Origin of the sequence: Serratia sp. Tan611 (assembly GCF_905188235.1) — a bacterium.
Taxonomy (GTDB): Bacteria; Pseudomonadota; Gammaproteobacteria; order Enterobacterales; family Enterobacteriaceae; genus Serratia_B; species Serratia_B rhizosphaerae.
Window position 1 is genome coordinate 4772516 of record NZ_LR994655.1, and the last position, 25517, is coordinate 4798032.

The following is a 25517-nucleotide window of genomic DNA, read 5'->3' on the forward strand; positions in this document are numbered from 1 at the left end:
CGCCGTTCAGGGTAGTTGCGACGTAATACCGGCAGGTCTTCGGGCTTGGGATTTGCCGGTGGCAGAAAACCGCCGACACCGGGCGATGACTTCCCGTCCTGCAGATGGACAGTGTCTGCGTGAATACGCTATCGCCGTGACTTCCCCATACCGCTGCGCGCCAGCTCCGGATTCTCACCGGATTCCCTTTTAACTCGCTGCTTGAGGCCGGACGGCAATGCTACGATCAATGTAAATGGATGTCTAGACTGCCAATCTGGGCAACAACATGACAGCGGACAAAACTGGACTTCACAGCCCAATTCCCTACAATCCCCGCTGATCCAATTTGACTGACGAGAAGACCATGACCCCCGAGAATTTGCCGATTGAACGCTACGACGAGCAGCTGGCGGAAAAAACCAGCCGCCTGAAAACCATGATGTCGCCGTTCGGGGCGCCCGAGCCGGAAGTGTACCGCTCGCCAGTCCAGCACTACCGCATGCGCGCCGAGTTTCGCATCTGGCATGATGAAGACGAGATGTACCACATCATGTTCGATCAGCAGACCAAGCAGCGCATCCGCATCGATCGTTTCCCGGCCGCCAGCGAGCTGATTAACCGCCTGATGCAGGCGCTGATCGCCGCCATCAAACCGGAACCCATCCTGCGGCGTAAGCTGTTCCAGATTGATTATCTCTCCACCCAAAGCGGCAAAATCATCGCCTCACTGCTGTATCACCGCAAACTGGACGAAGAGTGGCGGCAGCATGCGGAGCAACTGCGTGACGCGCTGCGCGCGCAAGGCTTCGACCTGCACCTGATCGGCCGTGCGTCAAAAATGAAGATGATGCTGGATCAGGATTATGTCGATGAAGTGCTGCCGGTCGCCGGCCGCGACATGATCTACCGCCAGGTGGAAAACAGCTTTACCCAGCCCAACGCGGCGATGAATGTGCAAATGCTGGAGTGGGCGCTGGACGTGACCGCCGGCGCCAAAGGCGATCTGCTGGAGCTGTACTGCGGGAACGGCAATTTCTCGCTGGCGCTGGCGCGCAACTTCGAGCGCGTACTGGCCACCGAGATCGCCAAGCCTTCGGTTGCGGCGGCGCAATACAATATCGCCGCCAATCAGATCGATAACGTGCAGATCATTCGGATGTCGGCGGAAGAGTTTACTCAGGCAATGAACGGCGTGCGCAGCTTCAACCGTCTGCAGGGCATTGAATTAAGTGACTATAACTGCGAGACGATTTTTGTCGATCCGCCGCGCAGCGGGCTGGATGACGAGACGGTGAAGATGGTGCAGGCCTACCCGCGCATTCTGTATATTTCCTGCAATCCGGAAACGCTGTGCGCCAATCTGGCGACCCTACAGGAAACGCATCAGGTTACGCGTCTGGCGCTGTTCGATCAGTTCCCGTATACCCACCATATGGAGTGCGGCGTACTGTTGGAAAAACGCGCCTGATCGTTATATTGTCGGGCGCTCAGCGGCGCCCGACATCAGCCACGCTTATGACTGCGGGCCGTTCTCAACGTTAAGCGCTTTGCGCGCCTTCAACTTCACGCCCAGCCACAACACCAGCGCTACGCACAGAATCGACGGCAGGAAGTTGGAGCCGATCTGCGGATATTCCGCGCGCACAATGGCGCTATACAGCAGCAGCCCCAGTAAAAAGCAGCCCGCCGCCAGCTTTGGCATACCGTCCGGCATCGCATGGTTAAGATAACGCTGATGCAGGCAGTACACCGCCAGCACCAAAGCAATCAGCGGGAAGACCGAAAACGGCACGACCGAACTAAACAGTGCGGCAAAAGAACCATTAACAGAAAGGCCGGCAACCAATGCCAGCAGTAAGGTGCCATTCTCACGGCCTGGTTTTTCCATTACTTTTCACCTTCTTTTTTATACGTGGGACACAGACGTTTTTTCTTGCTCGCGGCGATACCAGTAGTAAGCGCCTTTAGAGATCATGCGTAGTTGCAGCACCAGCCGCTCTTCCAGCTGGCAGCGCTGCTCAATATCAATATCCAGCGCTTCGGCGCCGGCGCTGAACACGATGGTCACCATTGCCTCGGCCTGCGCTTCGGTAAAGCTGCGCGGCATATGGTTTTCCAGTTCGAGGTAATCCGCCAGTTCGGCAATAAAATGCTGGATTTCACGCGCCACCGCGGCGCGAAATGCCGCAGAGGTGCCGGAACGTTCACGCAGCAACAGGCGAAACGCATTAGGGTTATTGCCGATAAATTCCATAAAGGTGGACACCGACGTGCGGATCACGCTGCCGCCCTTGGCGATGCGCTGACGCGCCTGCCGCATCAGCTGGCGCAGCATCAGGCCGCTTTCATCGACCATCGTCAGCCCCAGCTCATCCACATCGCGGAAATGACGATAAAACGAGGTCGGCGCAATCCCTGCCTCGCGGGAAACTTCCCGCAGGCTCAGGCTGGCGAAACTGCGTTCGGCGCTGAGTTGGCTAAAAGCCGCCTCAATCAGGGAACGACGCGTCCGTTCTTTCTGTTGTGCTCTGACGCCCATATGCATATCCAGATAACTTCCATTCTCTCAGTCTAACGCCGTAAGGGTGGCAATATAGCAAATTTTATTGCAACAGCATTTATACAAACGCGCCCAGCGGCGATGATAGTCGCTCTCTGTCGCACTTTGCCTCAAAAAGCCTAATGGTGATTGGGTGTGCAGCGCTATGATGTTAAGATACCGTTGTAATTTTGTATAAGAATAGGTCCCTCCTACATGCAACAGCACTATCAATTTGACGCCATAATTATTGGCTCGGGCCCTGGCGGCGAAGGTGCCGCTATGGGGTTGGTGAAACAAGGCGCCCGTGTGGCCGTGATTGAGCGGTTCAATAACGTCGGCGGTGGTTGTACCCACTGGGGCACCATCCCCTCGAAAGCCCTCCGCCACGCCGTCAGCCGTATTATCGAATTCAACCAAAACCCGCTCTACAATAATTCCCGTACGCTCAGCGCCACTTTCCCTGACATCCTCCGCCACGCCGACAACGTTATCAATCAGCAAACGCGTATGCGCCAGGGGTTCTATGAGCGCAACCAGTGCAAACTGTTTGCCGGCGACGCCCACTTTATCGACGCCAATACCGTCAGCGTCACTTACCCGGACGGCACGCAGGACACGGTCAGCGCGACGCATATCGTCATCGCCTGCGGCTCGCGCCCTTATCATCCGGCCGGCGTCGACTTTAACCACTCGCGTATTTACGACAGCGATTCCATCCTTGAGCTGAACCACGAACCGCGCCACGTCATTATTTATGGCGCCGGGGTGATTGGCTGCGAATACGCCTCGATCTTCCGCGGCCTGAACGTCAAGGTCGATCTGATCAACACCCGCGATCGTCTGCTGGCGTTCCTCGATCAGGAAATGTCGGATTCACTCTCCTACCACTTCTGGAACAACGGCGTAGTGATCCGCCATAACGAAGAGTACGAGAAAATCGAAGGGGTGGATGACGGGGTTATCGTACACCTGAAGTCCGGCAAGAAAGTGAAAGCGGACTGCCTGCTGTACGCCAACGGCCGTACCGGTAACACCGACTCGCTGGGGCTGGAGAATGTCGGCCTGGATTCAGACAGCCGCGGGCTGCTGAAAGTCAACAGCATGTACCAAACCGCGGTGCCGCATATCTATGCCGTGGGCGACGTCATCGGCTACCCGAGCCTGGCTTCTGCCGCTTACGATCAAGGGCGCATCGCCGCGCAGGCGATCTCCAGCGGTGAAGTGGGCGGGCACCTGATCGACGATATCCCGACCGGGATTTACACCATTCCGGAAATCAGCTCCGTCGGTAAAACCGAGCAGGAACTGACGGCGATGAAAGTGCCGTATGAAGTGGGCCGCGCCCAGTTCAAACACCTGGCGCGGGCGCAGATTGCCGGCATGAACGTCGGCAGCCTGAAGATCCTGTTCCACCGCGATACGCTGGAGATCCTGGGGATCCACTGCTTTGGCGAGCGTGCCGCCGAGATCATTCACATCGGTCAGGCGATCATGGAACAGAAGAATGGAGGTAATACTATCGAGTATTTCGTTAATACTACCTTCAACTATCCAACCATGGCCGAAGCCTACCGGGTGGCGGCACTCAACGGCTTAAACCGCTTGTTTTAACGTCGAGCCGATGTAACTTTGCATATGCTCGCGAATCGCCTCGGCCAGCTGCTCATAACGACTGCGCAGCGGGGAGCCGGGGCGATATACCAGCGCAATGGTGCGTTTCGGCTCCGGTTTATAGCAATCCAGATAGCACACGCCGTCACGCTCGCGTTCCGACGGCACCGCCAGTGAAGGCAGCAGCGTAATCCCGCTGCCGGCGGCCACCATATTGCGCAGCGTCTCCAGACTGGTAGCGCGGAAATGGGTGTCCTCATCCGCACCGGCCTGGAAACAAAAGCCCATCGCCTGATCGCGCAGGCAGTGGCCGTCTTCCAGCATCAGCAGTTTTTCCCCTGACAGATCCGGCATCGCGACGCGCTCACGCTGCGCCCACGGATGATCGGAATAGACCGCCAGCTTCATCGGTTCGTCAAACAGCGGCACTTCAATAAAGGCTTCGGTCTCTTTGACCAACGCCAGAATCGCGCAATCCAGCTTGCCGCTGTCGAGCTGGGCCAACAGCTGCTGGGTTTGTGCTTCGTGCAGATACATTTCCAGCTTCGGGAAGGACTTATGCAGCGTCGGGATAATCTGCGGCAGCAGGTAAGGCCCCACCGTCGGGATCAGACCGATATGCAGCGGCCCGGACATGGTTTCCCCCTGCTGGCTGGCCATCTCCTTTAACACCTTGACTTCACGCAGTACGGTTCGCGCCTGTTCCACCAGCAGCAGACCCGCCTGAGTAAACAGCACTTTACGGCTGGTGCGTTCCAGCAGCATCACGCCCAGTTCATCTTCCAGTTTGCGGATCTGGCCGCTCAGCGTGGGCTGGCTGACATGGCATGAATCGGCAGCGCGCCGGAAGTGGCGGTGCTCGGCCAAGGCGACCAGGTACTCTAAATCACGAATATTCATTGTTTCCCTCCACGCCACGATAGCCCGTGGCGATAGATAAGATAGCAATGAGTGATTAGAACTATCAAGTCCCGGCGTGAATAATGTTCATCAACGAAGCGGCATTGCGTCAGCAAAGAAAAATTATTTTATCTTATGAAGGGGTTACTCTATGTTTACCAGCCAAGAAGGCAAAAAAGTCCCTCAGGTTACGTTCCACACCCGCCAAGGCGACCAATGGGTCGACGTCACCACCAGCGATCTGTTTAAAGACAAGACCGTGGTCGTGTTTTCCCTGCCGGGCGCCTTTACCCCGACCTGCTCTTCCAGCCATCTGCCACGCTATAACGAGCTGTTCAGCGTGTTTAAGCAGCACGGTGTCGACAGCATCCTGTGCGTTTCCGTCAACGACACCTTCGTGATGAACGCCTGGAAGGCGGACCAGCACGCCGAAAATATTACCTTCGTGCCGGACGGCAACGGCGAATTCACCAAAGGCATGAATATGCTGGTTGAGAAAGCCGAGCTCGGCTTCGGCCCGCGTTCATGGCGCTACTCCATGCTGGTGCGCAACGGCGTGGTCGAAAAAATGTTCGTGGAACCCAACAAACCGGGCGACCCGTTTGAAGTGTCTGACGCCGACACCATGCTGAAATACCTGGCGCCGGAGTTCAAAGTGCAGGAGTCCATCACCGTGTTCACCAAGCCGGGCTGTCCGTTCTGCGCCAAAGCCAAACAGATGCTGCAAGAGCGCGGCATGCAGTATGAAGAGATCGTTCTGGGCCAGGATGCAACCACCGTCAGCCTGCGCGCCGTCAGCGGCCGCGCCACCGTGCCGCAGGTATTTATCGGCGGCCGTCATATCGGCGGCAGCGACGATCTGGAAAAATTCCTGTCAGTCTGATTAACGATTAATAACAAACCCAGGTAAACATTGGGCGGGCCGGTCAAGTGGCCCGCCTTTTTTATTCTGCGGGGCCTGGACGCATTTGCGTCAGCCTGAATCGCTACCTGTGCGCCCGGCTCGCCGGCTGAAAAACGCAAAAGGCGCAGCATCATGCCGCGCCTTTACGTTGTTCACTAGCCCTGAGCGTTATGCCAGCCGCTGCTTGGCGGCGGCAATGGCGCTGGCGACCTGCTGCGGCGATACGCCGCCTTTCGCCGCGCGTTTATCAAGGCAGGACTGCAGCGACAGCACCGGATAGACGTCATCGCCGATCACGCTGCTGAACTGCTGCAAATCGGCCAGCGGCAACGCTTCCAGCGCCTTGCCCTGACGAATGGCCTCGACCACCGCCTCACCGACGATATGGTGCGCCTCACGGAAAGGCACGCCTTTGGCAACCAGGTAATCCGCCAGTTCGGTGGCATTGGCATAGCCCTGCTCCGCCGCTTCCTGACAGCGCGGACGTTTCACCTGAATACCGTCCAGCACCAGCGCCGCCATCTGCAGGCAGTCCATCCAGGTGTCGAGCGCGTCGAACAGCCCTTCTTTGTCTTCCTGCATGTCTTTGTTATACGCCAACGGCAGGCCTTTTAACGTCATCATCATGCCGGTCAATGCGCCCTGCACGCGGCCGCATTTACCGCGGATCAGCTCCAGCGCGTCCGGGTTTTTCTTCTGCGGCATCAGCGACGAGCCGGACGTCACACGGTCGGAAAGCTCAATAAAGTCCGCTTCGCCGCTGTTAAAGAAGATCAGGTCTTCGGCAAAGCGCGACAGGTGCACCATGCTGATTGAAGCGTTGGACAGCAGTTCCAGCACGTGGTCACGGTCGGAAACGCTGTCCAGACTGTTGCGGGTGGCGGAAGCAAAACCCAGCCAGCCGGCCAGCTGTTCGCGGTCAATAGGATAAGCGGTCCCCGCCAGTGCGCCGCAGCCAAGCGGGCTGACATCCAGCCGTTTCAGCGTATCCTGCAGGCGGCTTTCGTCACGGGCCAGCATTTCTACATACGCCAGGCACCAGTGAGCGAATGTCACCGGCTGTGCGCGCTGCAGGTGGGTATACCCCGGCATCACCGCATCCTGATTGGCTTCGGCAGTTTCCACCAGCGCCTGCTGCAACTGGACGATCGCCGTCAGCAGATCGCCGACCTGCTGTTTGCACCATAGTTTCAGATCGGTCGCCACCTGATCGTTACGGCTCCGCCCGGTGTGCAGCTTTTTACCCAGATCGCCGACTTTCTCAATCAGCTTTTGCTCCACCCAACTGTGGATATCTTCCGCATCGCTCTGCACGATCGCCAGCGGATCGGCCTGAACTTCCGTCAACAAGGCGTTCAACGCCTGTTCCAGCTGCTGCTGCTCCTGCGCCGTCAGTACGTTGACGGTCGCCAGCGCTTTCGACCAGGCGACGGAGCCGACAATATCCTGCTCCGCCAGACGGTAATCGAAACGCAGTGAGTCATTTAAGTGTTTGAACCGCTGATCCGCCGCCTGACTGAACCGCCCGCCCCAAAGTGCCATAATCTGCTCCTGAATTTTTTATGCATTCGCTCAGAACATCAGGGGCGCAGCATGCTGCGCCCCGACAAACTCACAACCGCTGACCTTACTTCTGTTCGTTCAACGCACGGATACGTGAAGACAGAGAGAACAGGCGGATAAAGCCGCCGGCATGGCTGTGGTCATAAACTTCGTCTTCGCCAAAGGTGGCGAACTCTTCTGAATACAGGCTGTTGGCCGATTTTTTCTGAACCGCCGTCACCTGGCCTTTATACAGCTGCAGCACCACTTCACCGTTCACCTCTTCCGCCAGCGCTTCGGCAGAAGCCTGGATCGAACGACGCAACGGCGCGAACCAGCGGCCGTCATAAACCACGTAGGACATTTCCAGCCCTAACTGCTCGCGCCATTTGAAGCTGTCGCGATCCAGCACCAGCTGCTCGACGCCGCGCAGCGCCGCAACCATGATGGTGCCTCCCGGGGTTTCATAGCAGCCGCGGGATTTGATGCCGACCAAACGGTTCTCGACGATATCGATCCGCCCCACGCCGTGCTTGGCGCCCAGTTCGTTCAGTTTTTCCAGGCACTGGTACGGCGTCAGTGTTTCACCGTTCACCGCCACCACCCGGCCTTTTTCTACGCGGATGGTGACCTGCTCCGGCCGATCCGGCGCTTCCAGCGGATCGACGGTCCATACCCAGCAATCTTTGTTCGGCGCATTCCACGGGCTTTCCAGCACGCCGCCTTCGGTGGAAATATGCCAGGCGTTTTCATCACGGCTGTAGATTTTTTCCAGCGACGCGGTAGTCGGAATATTACGCTCTTTCAGGTAGTCCAACAGCGCTTCACGGGAACGCAGGTTCCACTCACGCCAAGGCGCCACCACTTTCAGCTGCGGCGCCAGCGCCGTGTAAGTGGTTTCGAAACGCACCTGATCGTTACCTTTACCGGTTGCGCCGTGGCACAGCGCGTCGGCGCCAACCTTCAGCGCCAGCTCAACCTGCGCCTTGGCGATAATCGGACGCGCCATGGAGGTGCCGAGCAGGTAGGTGCCTTCATACAATGCGCCGGTCTGCAGCACCGGATAGACATAATCACGGATGAACTCTTCACGCAGGTCGACCACGTGACACTCGGAGGCGCCGGACTGCAGCGCCTTTTTCTCCACCCCTTCCAGATCGCTGCGATCCTGGCCGATATCCGCCACAAACGCCACCACTTCACAGCCGCCGTAGTTCTCTTTCAGCCACGGAATGATGGCAGAAGTATCCAGGCCGCCGGAGTAAGCCAGCACGATTTTTTTGATATTTTGGTTTTGCATTGTCTTATTCCTATTTCAAATCTGAAGTTAAGCAAGAATCCGGGTGCCGATTGATTCACCGTTGAACAGCGCCGGTAATTTTTCCGCATTGCGCCAGCTGGCAATATCGACCGGGCGGCCAAGGGTGCGGGCAGCGTCCAACGCCGCGTTAACCTTCACCACCATACCATCGGTGATGATGCCCTGTTCGATAAGCTGCTCCGCTTTTTGCGCCGTCATTTCGGCAATGCGCTGGCCCTTGCCGTCCAGAATGCCGCTGACGTCCGACAGCAGGATCAGGTCGGCGCCCAGCGTGGCGGCCAGCGCCGTCGCGGCCTGGTCGGCATTGACATTCATCAGCTCGCCGCCGGCGGTAATGCCGATGGAGCTGACAACCGGCAGATAACCCGCGCCCAGCAGGGTTTGCAGCAGTGCTGGCGACCCCGGCTGCGCGTTGCCCACGTGGCCCAGCTCCGGATCGAGCTGCGTAACCGCAACGCTGTTGCCGTCCGCCAGGCTCAGGCCGACCGCGTTGATTTGGTGCTTAACCGCCCAGGCCAGCAGGGTTTTATTGGCCGTGCCCGCCAGCGCGCCGGTAATAATGTCGATCTGTTCAGCGGGCGTGACCCGCAGGCCGTTTTTCTTCACCACCGGCAAAGACAGCTGCTTCATCAGCTCATCCACCACGCAGCCGCCGCCGTGCACGATCACCAGCGGACGCTGATACTGGGCGCGATAGCTGTCCAGCGCGGTAAACAGACGCTCCAGCGCTTCTTCACTGTCTAATAACACGCCACCTAACTTGATAATTAACGGATTCATCGTTATTTACTCACGCGGACTTAAAGTAATGATTGGGTTTCAGGGAACCCAAAGCGAATATTCAGGCACTGCACCGCCTGAGCGGCCGCGCCTTTTAACAGGTTATCTTCCACCGCTACGACGATCAGGTGCTCACCCTGCACGGCAAAGCCGATATCGCAGAATGGCAGCCCCACCACCGCCTTCAGCGCCGGCACGCCCTGTTCGTACAGCCGCACCAGCGGCTTGTCGTCATAGGCGGCATGATAGGCGGCGGCGATATCCGCAGCGCTCACGCCGGGCTGCAGCCGGCAGGTAATGGTTTCCAGAATGCCGCGCGGGAAGTTGCCCAAATGCGGGGTGAAGATCACCGGTGCGCCGAGATGTGCGGCGATTTCCGGCTGATGCCGGTGGGTGAAAATTCCATACGGCTGCAGGCTCACTTCGCAAAAGCTGGTGGTGACGCTGGCCTTGCGTCCGGCGCCGCTGACGCCGCTGGTGGCGTTAATCACCGGCCACTGCGTCAGGTTCAGCAACTGGCCGTCGATCAGCGGTTTTAGCGCCAGCTGAGCGGCGGTCGGGTAGCAGCCCGGCACCGCAATCAGCTGCGCCGTTTTGATTTTTTCGCTCTGCCACTCGGCCAGCCCGTACACCGCCTGTTCCAGCCAGCCGGCATGCTGATGCTCAAACCCGTAATATTGCTGATAAAACGCCGCATCCTGCACCCGGAAGGCGCCGGATAGATCAAACACCACACAGCCGGCAGCCAGAAACGCCGGCGCAATGTCATGGCTGACTTCATGGGCGGTGGCGAGGAACACCACATCAATGCCCTGCGCCGCTTGCGCCACGTCCGTCAGCGGCTGCAGCGGTAAATCAACGATGCCTTTCAACTGAGGATGCAGGTCGGAAAGCAATTTTCCTGCATCTGCACTTTGCGCTGAAACCGCTAAAGCGGTTATGTTCATATGTGGGTGGCGATTCAGGTACGCCGTGAGCTCCGCTCCGGCATAGCCGCTGGCACCAACGATCAGCGTGTTCAACATGTGGCCTTTCACCTTCTAAACTTGCCAAGTGGTCGCTTGCGACCCCGGTAACAGGGCTCGACCGCGTTGTTGCGTCGTTCACCCACGTGATTGAGCGTTGATGTTTTTATAAACATCCGGTCCTCGGGTTCCGTTACGCTTTAGTTTACTGTATTTTTATTCAAAATAAATGCATGAATATTGATACTACCCTAACCAAAGGCTGTCAACAGTGAAGATGAAATTACCTCCATTTATTGAGCTGTACCGGGCGCTGATCGCCACCCCGTCGATCAGCGCCACCGATGGCGCTCTCGATCAGAGTAATGAAGCGTTAATCAATTTGCTGGCCGGCTGGTTTAGCGATTTAGGCTTCCGCGTCGACGTACAACCGGTGCCGGACACCCGCAACAAATTCAACCTGCTGGCCAGCATCGGTGAAGGCAGCGGCGGCCTGCTGCTTGCCGGCCACACCGACACCGTACCTTATGATGAAGGACGCTGGACGCGCGATCCGTTCACTCTGACCGAACATGACAATAAGCTGTACGGTCTCGGCACGGCGGATATGAAAGGTTTCTTTGCTTTTATTCTGGATGCGGTGCGCGATATCGACGCCAGCAAACTGACCAAGCCGCTGTATATCCTGGCCACGGCGGATGAAGAAACGACGATGGCCGGCGCACGCTATTTTGCCGCCTCAACCGCCATCCGCCCGGATTTCGCCATCATCGGCGAACCGACGTCGTTACGCCCGGTGCGCGCGCATAAAGGCCACCTCTCCAACGCCATCCGCATCACCGGCCAGTCCGGCCACTCAAGCGATCCGGCGCGCGGTGTTAACGCCATCGATCTGATGCATGAATCGATCGGCCATCTGATGGAACTGCGTAACACCCTGCAGGAACGCTATAACAATCCGGCGTTTGCCGTGCCGTATCCGACGATGAACTTCGGGCATATTCATGGCGGCGATGCGGCAAACCGTATTTGCGCCTGTTGTGAACTGCATCTGGATATCCGTCCGCTGCCGGGCATGACGCTGGAGAATATTAATGAGCTGATGCACAGCGCACTGGCGCCGGTCAGCGAACGCTGGCCGGGCCGGCTGAGCATTGATGAACTGCATCCGCCGATCCCCGGCTACGAGTGCCCGACCGATCACCATCTGGTGGCAGTGATCGAGCAGCTGCTGGGCTCACGCACTGAGGTGGTTAACTACTGCACCGAAGCGCCGTTCGTCCAGGAAGTGTGCCCGACGCTGGTGCTGGGCCCCGGCTCCATCAACCAGGCGCACCAGCCGGATGAATACATTGATACCGCCTTTATTGAACCAACCCGCACGCTGATCGGCCAGCTGGTCGATCACTTCTGCCATCAATAAACCAACGAAATCATAGGGGCAATGACCTATCATGCCCCTTGCTGAAAGGCGTAAGCCCGTGCGTAATTAGCCAGACTGATAAGCCGCAGGCTGTAATTAAATTTCAGAAAAAACGATGATTTTGATGTTTTTTTGCTGAAAATAGTGTCAATTAACCATTGGACAGACACGTGGTGCGATAAAACAGGCTTCCTTTGCCTGACACGTGAAATTTACTTACAACAGATACCTAAATGCATCCGGGGTGGTATCCAGGCATCAGGGACAACAGCCAAAACAGATACATCCCGCACATGAAAGGTATGCAAATACGTACAGATTGGGTCAGGGGTTATATGAACGAACAATATTCGGCAATGCGAAGTAATGTCAGTATGCTCGGCAAACTGCTCGGCGAAACCATTAAAGAAGCGCTGGGCGAGCATATTCTCGATCGTGTTGAAACCATCCGTAAACTTTCCAAATCTTCACGCGCAGGCAATGAGGCGCATCGTCAGGAACTGCTCACTACGCTGCAAAACCTGTCCAACGATGAGCTGCTGCCCGTAGCGCGCGCTTTCAGCCAATTCCTCAATTTAACCAACGTGGCCGAGCAGTATCACAGCATTTCGCCGCACGGCGAGGCCGCCAGCAATCCGGAAGCGATGGCGCAGCTGTTCAGCCGCCTGAAAGGCAAAAAACTCAGTAACAAAGAGCTGTGCGATGCCGTGGATCAACTCTCCATCGAGCTGGTGCTCACCGCCCACCCGACGGAAATCACCCGCCGCACCCTGATCCACAAACTGGTGGAGGTGAATACCTGCCTCAGCCAGCTGGACCACAACGATCTGGCCGACTACGAGCGCAACAAAATCATGCGCCGTCTGCGTCAGCTGGTGGCGCAGTCGTGGCACACCGATGAAATCCGTAAAAACCGCCCTTCGCCGATCGATGAAGCCAAGTGGGGTTTTGCGGTGGTGGAGAACAGCCTGTGGGAAGGCGTTCCGGCCTTCCTGCGCGAATTTAACGAACAGCTGGAAAATGCCATCGACTACCGTCTGCCGGTGGAGGCCGTACCGGTACGCTTTACCTCCTGGATGGGCGGCGACCGTGACGGCAACCCGAACGTCACCGCAGAAATCACCCGCCACGTGCTGCTGTTGAGCCGCTGGAAAGCCTGCGACCTGTTCACCCGCGATATTCAGGTGCTGGTCTCGGAACTGTCGATGACCGAATGTACGCCGGAACTGCGCGAGCTGGCCGGCGGCGAGTCGGTGCAGGAGCCATACCGTGAGATCATGAAGCGCCTGCGCAGCCAGTTGATCGGTTCACAGACCTATCTGGAAGGCCGCCTGAAAGGCGAACGTATGCTGAAGCCACACGACCTGCTGGTAAGTAACGAGCAGCTGTGGGAACCGCTGTTCGCCTGCTATCAGTCGCTGGTCGCCTGCGGCATGGGCATCATCGCCAACGGCCAGCTGCTCGATACCCTGCGCCGTGTGCGCTGCTTCGGCGTGCCGCTGGTGCGCATCGACGTGCGTCAGGAGAGCACCCGCCACACAGAAGCCATCGCCGAACTGACGCGCTATCTGGGCCTGGGCGATTATGAGAGCTGGTCAGAAGCGGATAAACAGGCGTTCCTGATCCGCGAGCTGAACTCCAAGCGTCCGCTGGTGCCGCTGCAGTGGCAACCGAGTGAAGATACGCAGGAAGTGCTGGAAACCTGCCGGGTGATCGCCGAAGCGCCGCAGGGATCCATCGCCGCCTATGTGATCTCCATGGCGCGTACGCCGTCTGACGTGCTGGCGGTGCACCTGCTGCTCAAAGAGGCCGGCTGCCCGTTCGCTCTGCCGGTGGCGCCGCTGTTCGAAACTCTGGACGATCTGAACAACGCCGACGACGTGATGACCCAGTTGCTGAATATCGACTGGTACCGCGGCTTTATCCAGGGCAAGCAGATGGTGATGATTGGCTATTCCGATTCGGCGAAAGACGCCGGCGTGATGGCCGCCTCCTGGGCGCAGTACCGTGCGCAGGACGCGCTGATCAAAACCTGCGAAAAAGCCGGCGTCGCGCTGACGCTGTTCCACGGCCGCGGCGGCTCAATCGGCCGCGGTGGTGCGCCGGCCCATGCGGCGCTGCTGTCACAGCCGCCCGGCAGCCTGAAAGGCGGGCTGCGCGTCACCGAACAGGGGGAGATGATCCGCTTCAAGTTCGGCTTGCCGGAAGTCACCATCAGCAGCCTGGCGTTGTATACCGGCGCCATTCTGGAAGCCAACCTGCTGCCGCCGCCGGAACCGAAGAAAGAGTGGCGTACCCTGATGGACGAGCTATCCGACACTTCATGCCAGATGTATCGCGGCTACGTGCGCGAAAACCCGGAGTTTGTGCCCTACTTCCGCGCGGCCACGCCGGAACTGGAGCTGGGTAAACTGCCGCTGGGTTCGCGCCCGGCCAAACGCCGGCCGAACGGCGGCGTGGAAAGCCTGCGCGCCATTCCGTGGATCTTTGCCTGGACGCAGAACCGCCTGATGCTGCCAGCCTGGCTGGGTGCCGGCGCCGGTCTGCAGGAAGCAGTGAAGGCCGGCAAGCAGGAGCAGTTGGCAACGATGTGCCGCGACTGGCCGTTCTTCTCCACCCGCATCGCCATGCTGGAAATGGTGTTCGCCAAGGCCGACCTGTGGCTGGCGGAATACTACGATCAGCGCCTGGTGGATGAGTCACTGTGGCCGCTGGGCAAACAGCTGCGCGAGCAGTTGGAAAGCGACATCAAAGTGGTATTGGCCATCGCCAACGATGACAACCTGATGGAAGACCTGCCGTGGATCGCCGAATCCATCGCACTGCGCAACGTCTATACCGATCCGCTGAACGTTCTGCAGGCGGAGCTGCTGCACCGCTCACGTCAGCAAGAGGAAAACGGCCAGCAAGACGCACGCGTCGAGCAGGCATTAATGGTCACCATCGCCGGCGTCGCCGCCGGGATGCGCAATACCGGCTAAGTCATAGGCCTGCCACGTCTCTGACCAATGCCCGCTATTGATATAGCGGGCATTTTTTGTCTGTAGTTATTCAGCCAGGCAGAGGATGCCGTAAAGACTGCAGCGATAAACCCGTGATAAAAAACCCGTTTAATTTATTAAGACATCTAACGGCCTGCTTTCTTCCTTATTCAGTTTAGTAAAAAAGGGCGATTAAATGCCTTTCCTATCAAAACCACTATCTGGAGGCATGGTTTATCTAATCAGTGAGGGTTAAAGGGAAACCATGCAAAAAACATTTTCTGGTGTACCCACCACGGGGCATTAGGTTACTATTGCTGGAACAATGGGTTGGAACTATAAGAGGGATAATATTCCACGTAACATTGCCCCCGGTTATTGAATACGGGAAATCGGCCTTTAAAGAATATTCTAAATTTGGATTCAGTACTGCAGGTGGACTTGGAGGAAAGGCAATGATGGCAACCGCAGAAGGGGCCATTCGCATCGGTTTAGGAATAGTAACTGCACCTGCCGCCGGAGCTGGGGGGTTCGCGTGTGCTGCTGTAGGCTCGCTGGCAGGCGGATATCTCGGTAGCCAGTCCGGCGAAGCGTTTATTGATTACCTCCTTAAAGACTAAAATGATAACTGTAATTTCTTATCTTGGAATCGGCTCAGCATGGATATCTATCATCTCCATGGTGTATTTATTCTTTTATTTTTGTAAAATAAAAGGCAATTACTATACAATTATCAATGAATATCTATCCAAAAATTTTTCATTTGGTGCTGCGTACCATTTCCACTCGCTGATGGGGTTCTTTGGTTCGTTTGGGATGTCGTACTACTTTCATTGTTTAAAACACAAAAGAAAACCACTATTTATGCACGACGAAAACGACGCTATCTATAGCTTCCTTGAAGAAATAAACCCTAAAATATCAGCATGGATAGACACTTATTACAGAATCACTGCATTAGCTTTTTCCTTTATTTTACTTTCTTATTTTATGGCAATAATAAAATATATATTTTTGAATTTCATATTAAATAAATAATTCTCAATTTACCCTCCCCGTTACCACACCGCCTGGAGGGATCTGGCGGAATTTTCTACACCAAAATACCGGCTAAGTTGGCAAGCAGGAGGTGCGATGGCACCTCCTTTCCTCGTCTTTCCTACCGAGATAAAAAAAGCGCTGTTTATACAGCGCTTTTTTGCATCGTTCATCTATCTATCAGGCCGCCGCTATTGGCCGCACGCCCAGCGTATGGCAAATCGCGTAGCTCATCTCGGCGCGGTTCAGGGTATAGAAGTGGAAATCTTTTACTCCTTCGCGGCTGAGGATTTTCACCATATCCATCGCAATATTGGCCCCCACCATCTTGCGCGTTTCCGGATCGTCATCCAACCCGGCGAACATGCTGGTCATCCAGCTCGGCACCCGCACGTTGGTCATGGTGGCGAAGCGCTGCAGCTGCTTGAAGTTGGACACCGGCAGGATGCCCGGCACGATTTCAACGTCAATGCCGGTGGCGACGCAGCGGTCGCGAAAACGCAGGTAACTTTCCACGTCAAAGAAGAATTGGGTAATCGCACGGTTGGCGCCGGCGTCAATCTTACGCTTCAGGTTGATCAGGTCGGCCTGTGCGCTTTTCGCCTCCGGGTGCACTTCCGGATAAGCCGCCACCGAAATATCGAAATCGCCGACATCCTTCAGCAGCGCCACCAGATCGGTTGCGTACATCTCCGGCTTGCCGCTGCCCGGCGGCAGATCGCCGCGCAGCGCCACGATATGACGGATACCGTTGTTCCAGTAATCGCTGGCGATCGCGCTCAGCTGTTCACGTGAGGCGTCAATACAGGTCAGGTGTGGTGCGGCATCGAGGCCGGTGCGGTCCTTAATCCCCTTGATGATGCCGTGGGTGCGATCGCGTTCGCCAGAATTGGCGCCGTAGGTGACCGAGACGAATTTAGGTTTCAGGCTGCTCAGACGATCGATCGACTGCCACAGAGTCTCTTCCATTTCGCTGGTGCGCGGCGGAAAGAACTCAAACGATACGTTAATCTGACCGTTTAATTCGGCCAGGCTCTGGTTCAGCGCTTCCCGCTGGTTTGCGTGAAAAAAACTCATACCTGTCTGCCTCTTGTCGATCGCGGTGTTATCTTAATAAGCGTCTATACGTTTAGACGTCTAGATTGAAAATGCCGGATGTTGGTGAAAGAGTCAACAGAAAAGTGAGGGTAATACGATGATTAATCCTCATCGCCACCGGCGAGAATTTCATGTTAGCCGCGGCTAAAAAAACAAACGGGGCGCTGCAAGCAGCGCCCCGTCGGCATTCAGTAACCTGAAAAAATTACAGCAGCTGCGCCAGCCGGTTGAGATCGGACTGGATCGCACCGGCGGTCACATCGCGCCCTGCGCCCGGCCCGCGAATCACCAGCGGATTATCGCGGTACCAGCGGCTTTCAATCGCAAAGACGTTATCGCACGGCAGCAGCGCGGCCAGCGGATGCTCCGGACGCACGGCCTCCACGCCGACGCGCGCCTTACCGTTGGCATCGAAACGCGCCACGTGACGCAGCACCAGGCCCATCTCGCTGGCGGCCTCAAAGCGCTGCAGCATCTGCTGATTCAGCGCCTCGCCGTTCTCGAAGAACTGATCGACCGAGTCTTGCTCAGTGCCGCTCGGCACCAGCGACTCCACCCGCACCTGATTCGGCTCGAGATCGTAGCCGGCTTCACGCGCCAGAATCACCAGCTTGCGCATCACGTCCTGCCCGGACAGATCAACGCGCGGGTCCGGTTCGGTCAGCCCCTGCTGCCACGCCTGATCCACCAGCTCGGTGAAAGGAACGGTGCCGTCAAACTGCAGGAACAGCCACGACAACGTGCCGGAGAAGATACCGCTGATCGCCAGAATACCGTCGCCGCTGTCACGCAGATCGCGCACCGCATGGTTGACCGGCAGGCCGGCGCCGACGGTGGCGTTGTACAACCAGTGACGGCCGGTTTTGGCGAAGGCGTCGCGAATCTGGCGGTAATTACTGCCGCAGGAGGCGCCCGCCAGTTTATTGGCGCTGATCACGTGGAAACCGTAGCTGGCGAAATCCAGATACTGCTGCGCCAGATCTTCGCTGGCGGTCACGTCCAGCACCACCAGATCGTCGAACGGATGCGCGCGCATCCACAGGAACAGCGATTCTTCATCCAGCTCCTGCGCCTCTTCTTCAAAGAAGGCCAGCGCCCGGCTGGCATCGAGGCCGTCGTAATTCAGCAGGCTGCGGCGGCTGTCCACCACTCCGGCCAATGTGAACTCGAAACCGCTACGGGCGGACAGGTTCTTCTGCTCGCGGGCGAACAGCTCCAGCCAGCGGGAGCCGATATTGCCTTTGCCGAACAGCACCAGGCCAATGCGCTTTTCCGCCCGGAACAGACTTTGGTGCAGCCCCTGGATCAGCGACGCGGTCGGCCCCTGACGCAGTACCGCCACCAGGCTGATGCCGTCTTCCGCCTGCCAGATAAACTCGACCGGCTGGTCCTTCAGCTGCTGGTAGAAACGGTGGCTGTGCAACGGATTCTTGCACACGCCGGCGCCGACCAGCGCCACCAGCGCCAGCCCCTGTCGCAACTGTACATCGCCCGGCAGACCGGCGTCCTGCAGCATGCGCAGCGCGCTGTCGGCCACCTCCGAGGTGTAACACAGCTGAATCAGGTTGCGATCCGGGTGCAGGCCGGTAGACAGCGGCTTGACCTGCGCGCGCTTCAGCACCAATTCCAGTTCTTTTTGCGCCAGCTTGAAATCATGCTGCGGTGCTACCGTCAGCTCAACCAGACAGACGTCATCATGGCTGGTGACAATCTTCGCACCGGTGCCGGAAGCCAGCACCCGCTCAATCCGGGTCGACCCCTGCTCCGGCTGATAGCTGCAGCGCAGTTGCAGGTCGATATCGCTGCCGGAAACCGGCTGCAGGGTGCGGGTATGCAGCACCGGCGCCGCCAGGCGCGCCAGCTCGCTGGCTTCGTCCAGCCGCAGCAGCGGCAGCAGGCAGGCGTCTTTCACCTTGCGCGGATCGGCGCTGTACACCCCGGCGACGTCGCTCCAGATGGTTACGCGCTCCGCACCGGCCAAGGCGCCGATCTGCGTGGCCGAATAGTCACTGCCGTTACGCCCAAGCAGCACGGTTTCACCCGCGTCGTTGCGCGAAATAAAGCCGGTCACTACCAGCCGTTTGCCGGGATGCTGCGCCATCAGCTGCTGCAACAGCGGATAAGAGCGGCCTTCATCCACCTGCGGCTGCGCGGCGCGCTCGGCGCGCAGGAAATCGCGCGCGTCCAGCCAGGCCGCCTGAATATCCTGCTGATTAAGCACTGCAGCCATCAGACGCGCCGACCACACCTCGCCGTGGCCGACCACTTCGGCATAGGTAACGTCATCAACCTGACCGTCCAGCAATACCGCCAGCCGCTCCAGATCGCGCGTAAACTCGGCAATCAACGGGTCAGCAGCCGTAGGCGGCAGCAAACCGCCGATCAGCTCGCTGTGATAACGGCGCAGCGTTTGCTGTACCTGATGTGCAGAAAGTCGATCGCTCTGACTGAGCTTCAGCCAGCTAATCAGTTGGTTGGTGGTACTGCCCGCCGCAGAAACCACCATCAGATCGCCCGGCTGACTGTACTCCGCCATAATCCCGGCCACCCGCAAATAACATTTCACATCGGCCAGGCTGCTGCCGCCGAATTTGTGCAGTTGACGTCCGCTGACCGGTCCTGCTACCGCAATTGCATTCATGCTTACCTCGTTGCCGCCGCCTGGAAGGCGTGTTCCAGATCGGCAATCAAATCGTCACTGTCTTCAATACCCACGGAAATACGCAGCAGACTGTCGGAAATCCCCGCAGCCGCCCGCGCCTCCGCCGCCATGCCGGCGTGGGTCATGGTCGCCGTATGCGAGATCAGGCTCTCCACCCCGCCCAGCGATTCCGCCAGCGTAAATAAACGCAGCGCCGACAGGAAACGACGCAGCGCCGCCTCATCGCCATCCAGCTCAAAACTGAGCATCGCGCCAAAGCCGCGTTGCTGCCGGCGCGCAATATCATGACCCGGGTTTTCCGGCAGGGAAGGATGATACAGCTTTTTCACCAAGGGTTGCTGCTGTAAATAACGAATTATGGCGGTGGCATTCTCCTGCGCCGCCCTGATACGCGGCGCCAGCGTGCGCATGCCGCGCAGCAGCAGGTAGCTGTCGAATGCGCCGCCGGTGACGCCGATATTGTTCGCCCACCATGCCAGCTCCACCGCCAGGTCGGCGTCTTTGGCGATCACCGCGCCGGCAACGACGTCCGAGTGGCCGTTGAGGTATTTGGTGCAGGAGTGCACCACCAGATCCGCCCCCAGGGCGATAGGCTGCTGCAATGCCGGGCTCAGGAAGGTGTTGTCCACCACCGTCAGCGCGCCGGCCGCATGCGCCGCGTCGCAGATGGCGGCAATATCCACCACGCGCAGCAACGGGTTGCTCGGCGTTTCGATCAGCACCAGCTTCGGCTTCTGCGCCAGCGCCTGCTGCAGCGCCGCTTCATCGCCCTGATCGACAAACAACACCCGGTAGGCGCCGCGCTTGCTCAGGCTGTCGAACAACCGGTAGCTGCCGCCGTAGCAGTCATGCGGCGCCACCAGCAGGTCGCCGGGCTGCAGCAACACGGTGGTCACCAGATGGATCGCCGACATACCACTGCCGGTCATCACCGCACCGGCGCCACCTTCCAGTTCAGCCAGCGCGCGCTGTACCACATCACGCGTCGGGTTGCCGCGGCGGGAATAGTCATGCGCACGCGGCTGGTTGAAGTCGGTGAAGTTATAGGTGCTGGAAAGATGAATGGGCGGGACGACGCAGCCGTACTGCTCGTCATCGTTCAGGCCGCTACGCACGGCAATCGTGGCTGGTTTACGCGTCATAGGAGTCGCTCGGCTCTCAAAGGCGGATGAATGAGGCATAAAGATTAATCGCATGACGAATAGACGTCAATACATCTGGACATCTAAACTTCTTTGCGTATAGATTAAGCAAAGGCATAATACCCGCTAACATTATGTCAGTTTGGTCGGGTAAGAGGCTGGCGCGATAAGCATAGCCCATCACGCTCACGCCGCATCCATCAGTGACTCTGGTCGCGTAATATTGACATTTATTTAGTGAGAACAGTGAAGATCGGGCATAATTGGCCGGTTTTTAGAATATTGTAATCTTTCTGACAATTTTAAGGTGTCCCATGGCTGAGTGGAACGGCGAGTATGTCAGCCCTTACGCTGAACACGGTAAAAAAAGCGAACAAGTAAAAAAAATCACGGTGTCGATTCCGTTGAAGGTCCTGAAAATCCTCACCGATGAACGCACCCGTCGCCAGGTCAATAACCTGCGTCACGCCACCAACAGTGAATTACTGTGTGAAGCGTTCCTGCACGCTTTTACCGGCCAGCCGCTGCCGAATGATGAAGACCTGCGCAAAGAGCGCAGCGATGAAATCCCGGAAGCCGCGAAGGTGTTGATGCGTGAGCTGGGCGTCGATCCCGATACCTGGGAATATTGATGCCATCGGCGGACGCCGGTGACAGAAACAAAAAAGGCGCCGAAGGCGCCTTTTTTATCGGTCGATAAGAAATCTTATTTCTTAACGCCTGGTACGCTGAAGCGCTTGTTGAAGCGGTCAACGCGGCCACCGGTAGCAACGTCACGCTGCTTGCCAGTGTAGAACGGGTGGCATGCGCCACAAACGTCCAGGTTCAGATCGTGGCCCACGGTGGAGCGGATCTTCATGACATTACCGCAAGAGCAGCTTGCAGTAACGAAATCGTATTTAGGGTGGATACCTTCTTTCATGGGGAAACCTCAGTTAAGGCCGTGTCGCTATCCAGCCCTGTTTCGCCAGACACCACACGTGGTTGATGATAATTTATTGGTATCGAATTATACCAAAGGCGGCAAATTATACAGAATAAAATACACCACGCAATCGGATCCGTACATTTGGCCGCCTGCCGTGTAAACTAGCCCCCTCTTTCTCATTTGGATGGACCCTATGCCCGTTGTTCACGTTGCTCTACCGGTTCCGCTGACCCGCACTTTCGATTACCTGCTGCCCCAGGGGCTGCAGCCGGTGGTTGGCGCGCGCGTTTGCGTACCCTGGGGAAAGCAGCGCGCCATCGGCATCGTCACTGGATGTAGCGAAAGCAGCGAACTGCCGCTGGAAAAACTCAAACCGATAGACAGCATTATCGACGGTGATTCGCTGTTTCCCGCCAGCATGTGGCGCATCCTGCGCTGGGCCAGCGACTATTATCACTATCCGCTCGGCGAAGTGCTGTTTCATGCGCTGCCGACCCTGCTGCGCCAAGGTAAACCGGCGGAAACCACGCCGCTGTGGCAGTGGTTCGCGACCGAAACGGGCCGTGTCACGCCGCCGGAAAACCTGAAGCGCGCACCCAAACAGCAGCAGGCGCTCGCCGCCCTGCTGCACCGCCCGGTGTATCGTCACCAGGTCAGTGAACTCGATCTGACCGACAATGCGCTGCAGGCGCTGCGAGCCAAAGGCCTGGCCGACCTGCGCGCGCAGACCGCAGCGCTGCAGGACTGGCGGCCCGGCTTCAGCGTGCAGGGCGAACGGCTGCGGCTCAATACCGAACAGGCCACCGCCGTCGGCGCCATCCGCAGTGAGGATGAACAGTTCGCCGCCTGGCTGCTGGCCGGGATCACCGGCTCCGGCAAGACCGAGGTCTACCTCAGCGTGCTGGAAAATATTTTGGCGAAAGGCAAACAGGCGCTGGTGCTGGTGCCGGAAATCGGCCTGACGCCGCAGACCATCGCCCGCTTTCGCGAGCGTTTCAACGCGCCGGTGGATGTCCTGCACTCCGGCCTGAACGACAGCGAGCGTCTGGCCGTCTGGCTACGCGCCCGCAGCGGCGAAGCGGCGATTGTCATCGGTACCCGCTCGGCGCTGTTTACCCCGTTCGCCCGCCTGGGCGTCATCATTATCGATGAAGAACACGACAGCTCGTATAAGCAGCAGGAAGGCTGGCGCTACCACGCGCGCGATCTGGCGGTGTTCCGCGCCCATGCGGAAAATATTCCGATGGTGATGGGCTCGGCCACGCCGGCTCTGGAGACGCTGCATAACGTACAGCTGGGCAAATACCGGCAGTTAAAACTGACGCAGCGCGCCGGCAACGCCAAACCGGCCGCCCAGCACCTGATTGATCTGAAAGGCCTGCCGCTGAAGGTCGGCCTGTCGCAGCCGCTGCTAAACAGCATGCGCCACCACCTGAAAAACGATAATCAGGTGATGCTGTTCCTCAACCGCCGCGGCTATGCGCCGGCGCTGCTCTGCCACGAATGCGGCTGGATTGCCGAATGTCAGCGTTGCGATCGCTACTACACCCTGCACCAAAATTACCGCCAGCTGCGCTGCCACCACTGCGACAGCCAACGGCCGGTGCCGCACCAGTGCCCGCAATGCGGCTCCACGCATCTGGTATCGGTCGGCGTCGGTACCGAACAGCTGGAAAACGAGCTGGCGCCGCTGTTCCCGGACACGCCGATTACCCGCATCGATCGCGACACCACCAGCCGTAAAGGATCGCTGGAGCAGCACCTGAACGAGATCCACCGTGGCGGCGCACGTATCCTGATCGGCACGCAAATGCTGGCCAAAGGCCACCACTTCCCGGACGTGACGCTGGTGGCGCTGCTGGACGTTGACGGCGCGCTGTTTTCCGCCGACTTCCGCTCCGCCGAGCGCTTCGCCCAGCTGTATACCCAGGTGTCCGGCCGCGCCGGCCGCGCCGGCAAACAGGGGGAGGTGCTGCTGCAGACCCACCACCCGGAACACCCGCTGCTGCAAACGCTGCTACAGCAGGGTTACGACGCCTTCGCCAAACAGGCGTTGAGCGAGCGCAACAGCGTCTTCCTGCCCCCCTACACCAGCCATATCATGCTGCGCGCCGACGATCACGATAATCAGCAGGCGCCGATGTTCCTGCAGCAGCTGCGCAACCTGCTGGAAGCCAGCCCGCTGAAAGACGATTCCCTGTGGGTGATGGGGCCGGTACCGGCGCTGCAGTCCAAACGCGGGGGACGTTTTCGCTGGCAACTGCTGCTGCAACACCCGTCACGCCGCGTCCTGCAGGCGATCATGAAGAACACGCTGCCGCTGATCGGTACCCTGCCGCAGGCCCGTAAAGTCAAATGGACGCTGGACGTCGATCCTATCGACGGCTGAACACGGAAAAGTCTGATTTCTTTGGCGTTAAGCAAACGTTTACCCTTGAATTTGCGAGCGAACGCGAAAAACTCCCGCTTCATCACATTTTTTATGCAAATTAGGTAACAAAAGCGGTACGTAATCTGTTTAGAATATCGTGAAGATTTCCGCTGGCGGGCTGCACATCCGCAGGACCTGGCGTCAACGCGGAAATGCGCCCTGATACGGCGTCGTTGCCTGGGGTATGGCAGTAATCGCGTTGGCATTGGGCTGACGCAAGGAGAAAGGCGTTGGAACACAAGAAAGAGTTATCCATGGCAACCATGAAAGACGTTGCGGAAATGGCGGGCGTTTCAACGGCAACCGTATCACGTGCGCTGATGAATCCGGAGAAAGTCTCAGCGCCAACGCGTCAGAAAGTGGAACAGGCCGTACTGGCCGTGGGTTACTCTCCGCATGCGCTGTCGCGCAACGTTAAACGCAATGAATCCCGCACCATCCTGGTGATCGTCCCGGATATCTGCGATCCCTTCTTCGCCGATATTATTCAAGGGATCGAGCAGACTGCCGCGCAGCAAGGCTACCTGGTGCTGATCGGCGACTGCGCGCAGCAAAATCAGCAGGAGCGCACCTTCGTTAATCTGATTATCACCAAACAGATCGACGGCATGCTGCTGCTCGGCTCCAATCTGCCTTTTGACGCCAGCAAGGAAGAGCAGCGCAACCTGCCGCCGATGGTAATGGCCAATGAGTTTGCGCCGGAACTGGAACTGCCCACGGTGCACATCGACAACCTGACCGCCGCCTTCGAGGCCGTACATTATTTGCATCAGCTCGGACATACGCGAATCGCCTGTGTCGCCGGGCCGCAGCAGATGCCGCTCAGCGAATATCGCCTGCAGGGTTACATTCAGGCACTACGCCGTAATGGCATTACCGTCGAAAGCGGCTATATTACCCGGGGTGATTTCACTTATGAAGCGGGCGCAGCCGCGCTGAAAACCCTGATGACGCTGCCGAAACCGCCGACGGCGGTCTTCTGCCACAGCGATATCATGGCGATCGGCGTATTGTCGCAGGCGCGTAAAATGGGCCTGAGCGTCCCGGGCGATCTATCGATCGTCGGTTTTGACGATCTGAAAATGACGCAGTATTGCGATCCGCCGTTAACCACGGTGGCGCAACCGCGCTTTCAGATTGGTCAACAAGCCATGTTACTGTTACTGGAGCAGCTGCACGGGCAAAATGTCGCCAGCGGCTCCCGTTTATTGGACAGCGAACTGATCGTCAGAGGCAGCACCGCCGCCCCTAAACGCTAGTCAAATAT

At 57.9% G+C, this 25517-nt stretch carries 20 protein-coding genes and 1 riboswitch; of the genes, 9 read left to right on the top strand and 11 right to left on the bottom strand.

Translation table 11 applies throughout. From position 1 onward, the window contains the following. Positions 1-12: 12 nt before the first annotated feature. Positions 13-227: riboswitch (cobalamin riboswitch) on the bottom strand. Between the two features lie 119 nt (positions 228-346). After that, complete coding sequence (trmA, locus tag TAN611_RS22540; protein WP_105233032.1) at positions 347-1450, top strand: tRNA (uridine(54)-C5)-methyltransferase TrmA; 1104 nt, start codon at positions 347-349, stop codon at positions 1448-1450. Positions 1451-1495: 45 nt separating this feature from the next. Here trmA and TAN611_RS22545 read toward each other — a convergent pair whose 3' ends face one another. Both TAN611_RS22545 and fabR read right to left on the bottom strand, forming a co-directional pair. Beyond that, positions 1496-1870, bottom strand: a complete 375-nt coding sequence (locus TAN611_RS22545) for a YijD family membrane protein (protein WP_105233033.1) — start codon at positions 1868-1870, stop codon at positions 1496-1498. An 18-nt stretch (positions 1871-1888) separates the two neighbouring features. Beyond that, positions 1889-2521 (bottom strand): HTH-type transcriptional repressor FabR, encoded by a 633-nt coding sequence (fabR, locus tag TAN611_RS22550; RefSeq protein WP_015962297.1) that lies wholly within the window; start codon positions 2519-2521, stop codon positions 1889-1891. A 216-nt stretch (positions 2522-2737) separates the two neighbouring features. Between fabR and sthA the strand changes: the two genes are divergently transcribed. Further along, positions 2738-4135 carry a Si-specific NAD(P)(+) transhydrogenase gene (gene sthA / locus TAN611_RS22555; RefSeq protein WP_105233034.1) on the top strand — a complete coding sequence of 466 codons (1398 nt, stop codon included), beginning with the start codon at positions 2738-2740 and terminating at the stop codon, positions 4133-4135. Here the strand turns inward: sthA and oxyR are convergent. Next, complete coding sequence (gene oxyR / locus TAN611_RS22560; protein ID WP_105233035.1) at positions 4118-5035, bottom strand: DNA-binding transcriptional regulator OxyR; 918 nt, start codon at positions 5033-5035, stop codon at positions 4118-4120. The genes sthA and oxyR overlap by 18 nt on opposite strands. A gap of 151 nt (positions 5036-5186) precedes the next feature. Here oxyR and TAN611_RS22565 point away from each other — a divergent pair, with 151 nt between their 5' ends. Continuing rightward, positions 5187-5918, top strand: a complete 732-nt coding sequence (locus TAN611_RS22565; protein ID WP_105233036.1) for a glutathione peroxidase — start codon at positions 5187-5189, stop codon at positions 5916-5918. Between the two features lie 189 nt (positions 5919-6107). On the opposite strand, the gene argH is transcribed toward TAN611_RS22565, so the two are convergent. The 4 genes from argH to argC form a co-directional block, all read right to left on the bottom strand. Next, positions 6108-7481, bottom strand: coding sequence for an argininosuccinate lyase (gene argH, locus TAN611_RS22570; RefSeq protein ID WP_105233037.1), 1374 nt, complete (start codon positions 7479-7481; stop codon positions 6108-6110). An 85-nt stretch (positions 7482-7566) separates the two neighbouring features. Then, the gene (locus TAN611_RS22575) at positions 7567-8781 is read right to left on the bottom strand and encodes an argininosuccinate synthase (protein WP_105233038.1); all 1215 of its coding nucleotides are present in this window, start codon (positions 8779-8781) and stop codon (positions 7567-7569) included. Positions 8782-8808: 27 nt separating this feature from the next. Then, positions 8809-9582: an acetylglutamate kinase gene (argB, locus tag TAN611_RS22580; protein ID WP_105233039.1), complete on the bottom strand. Its 774-nt coding sequence runs from the start codon at positions 9580-9582 to the stop codon at positions 8809-8811. A 20-nt stretch (positions 9583-9602) separates the two neighbouring features. Continuing rightward, entirely contained in the window at positions 9603-10607 is a 1005-nt protein-coding gene (gene argC, locus TAN611_RS22585; RefSeq protein ID WP_105233040.1) for an N-acetyl-gamma-glutamyl-phosphate reductase, read from the bottom strand. Between the two features lie 217 nt (positions 10608-10824). On the opposite strand from argC, the gene argE reads away from it, so the two are divergent. The 3 genes from argE to TAN611_RS22600 all read left to right on the top strand — a co-directional run bounded on the left by argE (position 10825) and on the right by TAN611_RS22600 (position 15571). After that, positions 10825-11970 (top strand): acetylornithine deacetylase, encoded by a 1146-nt coding sequence (gene argE, locus TAN611_RS22590; RefSeq protein WP_105233041.1) that lies wholly within the window; start codon positions 10825-10827, stop codon positions 11968-11970. A 335-nt stretch (positions 11971-12305) separates the two neighbouring features. Next, positions 12306-14951, top strand: a complete 2646-nt coding sequence (gene ppc, locus TAN611_RS22595) for a phosphoenolpyruvate carboxylase (protein WP_105233042.1) — start codon at positions 12306-12308, stop codon at positions 14949-14951. A gap of 455 nt (positions 14952-15406) precedes the next feature. Further along, a complete protein-coding gene (locus TAN611_RS22600; protein ID WP_187043904.1) occupies positions 15407-15571 on the top strand; it encodes a hypothetical protein in 165 nt (54 codons plus the stop codon). 598 nt (positions 15572-16169) lie between these two features. Here the strand turns inward: TAN611_RS22600 and metF are convergent. From metF to metB, 3 genes are all read right to left on the bottom strand, one after another. After that, a complete protein-coding gene (gene metF, locus TAN611_RS22605) occupies positions 16170-17066 on the bottom strand; it encodes a methylenetetrahydrofolate reductase (protein ID WP_105233043.1) in 897 nt (298 codons plus the stop codon). Between the two features lie 226 nt (positions 17067-17292). Beyond that, positions 17293-19728, bottom strand: a complete 2436-nt coding sequence (locus TAN611_RS22610) for a bifunctional aspartate kinase/homoserine dehydrogenase II (protein WP_105233044.1) — start codon at positions 19726-19728, stop codon at positions 17293-17295. Between the two features lie 2 nt (positions 19729-19730). Further along, a complete protein-coding gene (metB, locus tag TAN611_RS22615) occupies positions 19731-20891 on the bottom strand; it encodes a cystathionine gamma-synthase (RefSeq protein ID WP_105233045.1) in 1161 nt (386 codons plus the stop codon). Positions 20892-21205: 314 nt separating this feature from the next. Here metB and metJ point away from each other — a divergent pair, with 314 nt between their 5' ends. Further along, positions 21206-21523, top strand: coding sequence for a met regulon transcriptional regulator MetJ (gene metJ / locus TAN611_RS22620; RefSeq protein ID WP_006317756.1), 318 nt, complete (start codon positions 21206-21208; stop codon positions 21521-21523). A gap of 74 nt (positions 21524-21597) precedes the next feature. On the opposite strand, the gene rpmE is transcribed toward metJ, so the two are convergent. After that, complete coding sequence (gene rpmE, locus TAN611_RS22625) at positions 21598-21813, bottom strand: 50S ribosomal protein L31 (protein WP_015962314.1); 216 nt, start codon at positions 21811-21813, stop codon at positions 21598-21600. 199 nt (positions 21814-22012) lie between these two features. Between rpmE and priA the strand changes: the two genes are divergently transcribed. Both priA and cytR read left to right on the top strand, forming a co-directional pair. After that, complete coding sequence (priA, locus tag TAN611_RS22630; RefSeq protein ID WP_203067025.1) at positions 22013-24208, top strand: primosomal protein N'; 2196 nt, start codon at positions 22013-22015, stop codon at positions 24206-24208. Between the two features lie 272 nt (positions 24209-24480). Beyond that, positions 24481-25509: a DNA-binding transcriptional regulator CytR gene (gene cytR / locus TAN611_RS22635; RefSeq protein ID WP_105233047.1), complete on the top strand. Its 1029-nt coding sequence runs from the start codon at positions 24481-24483 to the stop codon at positions 25507-25509. Positions 25510-25517: the final 8 nt, after the last annotated feature.

Bases quoted from the DNA above. Each gene is read 5' to 3' on its own strand.
- TAN611_RS22575 (WP_105233038.1), bottom strand. From the start codon at position 8,781: ATGCAAAACCAAAATATCAAAAAAATCGTGCTGGCTTACTCCGGCGGC.
- argB (WP_105233039.1), bottom strand. From the start codon at position 9,582: ATGAATCCGTTAATTATCAAGTTAGGTGGCGTGTTATTAGACAGTGAA.
- oxyR (WP_105233035.1), bottom strand. From the start codon at position 5,035: ATGAATATTCGTGATTTAGAGTACCTGGTCGCCTTGGCCGAGCACCGC.
- priA (WP_203067025.1), top strand. From the start codon at position 22,013: ATGCCCGTTGTTCACGTTGCTCTACCGGTTCCGCTGACCCGCACTTTC.
- TAN611_RS22545 (WP_105233033.1), bottom strand. From the start codon at position 1,870: ATGGAAAAACCAGGCCGTGAGAATGGCACCTTACTGCTGGCATTGGTT.
- TAN611_RS22610 (WP_105233044.1), bottom strand. From the start codon at position 19,728: ATGAATGCAATTGCGGTAGCAGGACCGGTCAGCGGACGTCAACTGCAC.
- TAN611_RS22600 (WP_187043904.1), top strand. From the start codon at position 15,407: ATGATGGCAACCGCAGAAGGGGCCATTCGCATCGGTTTAGGAATAGTA.
- TAN611_RS22565 (WP_105233036.1), top strand. From the start codon at position 5,187: ATGTTTACCAGCCAAGAAGGCAAAAAAGTCCCTCAGGTTACGTTCCAC.
- trmA (WP_105233032.1), top strand. From the start codon at position 347: ATGACCCCCGAGAATTTGCCGATTGAACGCTACGACGAGCAGCTGGCG.
- argH (WP_105233037.1), bottom strand. From the start codon at position 7,481: ATGGCACTTTGGGGCGGGCGGTTCAGTCAGGCGGCGGATCAGCGGTTC.
- argC (WP_105233040.1), bottom strand. From the start codon at position 10,607: ATGTTGAACACGCTGATCGTTGGTGCCAGCGGCTATGCCGGAGCGGAG.
- ppc (WP_105233042.1), top strand. From the start codon at position 12,306: ATGAACGAACAATATTCGGCAATGCGAAGTAATGTCAGTATGCTCGGC.
- sthA (WP_105233034.1), top strand. From the start codon at position 2,738: ATGCAACAGCACTATCAATTTGACGCCATAATTATTGGCTCGGGCCCT.
- metF (WP_105233043.1), bottom strand. From the start codon at position 17,066: ATGAGTTTTTTTCACGCAAACCAGCGGGAAGCGCTGAACCAGAGCCTG.
- argE (WP_105233041.1), top strand. From the start codon at position 10,825: ATGAAATTACCTCCATTTATTGAGCTGTACCGGGCGCTGATCGCCACC.
- metJ (WP_006317756.1), top strand. From the start codon at position 21,206: ATGGCTGAGTGGAACGGCGAGTATGTCAGCCCTTACGCTGAACACGGT.
- rpmE (WP_015962314.1), bottom strand. From the start codon at position 21,813: ATGAAAGAAGGTATCCACCCTAAATACGATTTCGTTACTGCAAGCTGC.
- fabR (WP_015962297.1), bottom strand. From the start codon at position 2,521: ATGGGCGTCAGAGCACAACAGAAAGAACGGACGCGTCGTTCCCTGATT.
- metB (WP_105233045.1), bottom strand. From the start codon at position 20,891: ATGACGCGTAAACCAGCCACGATTGCCGTGCGTAGCGGCCTGAACGAT.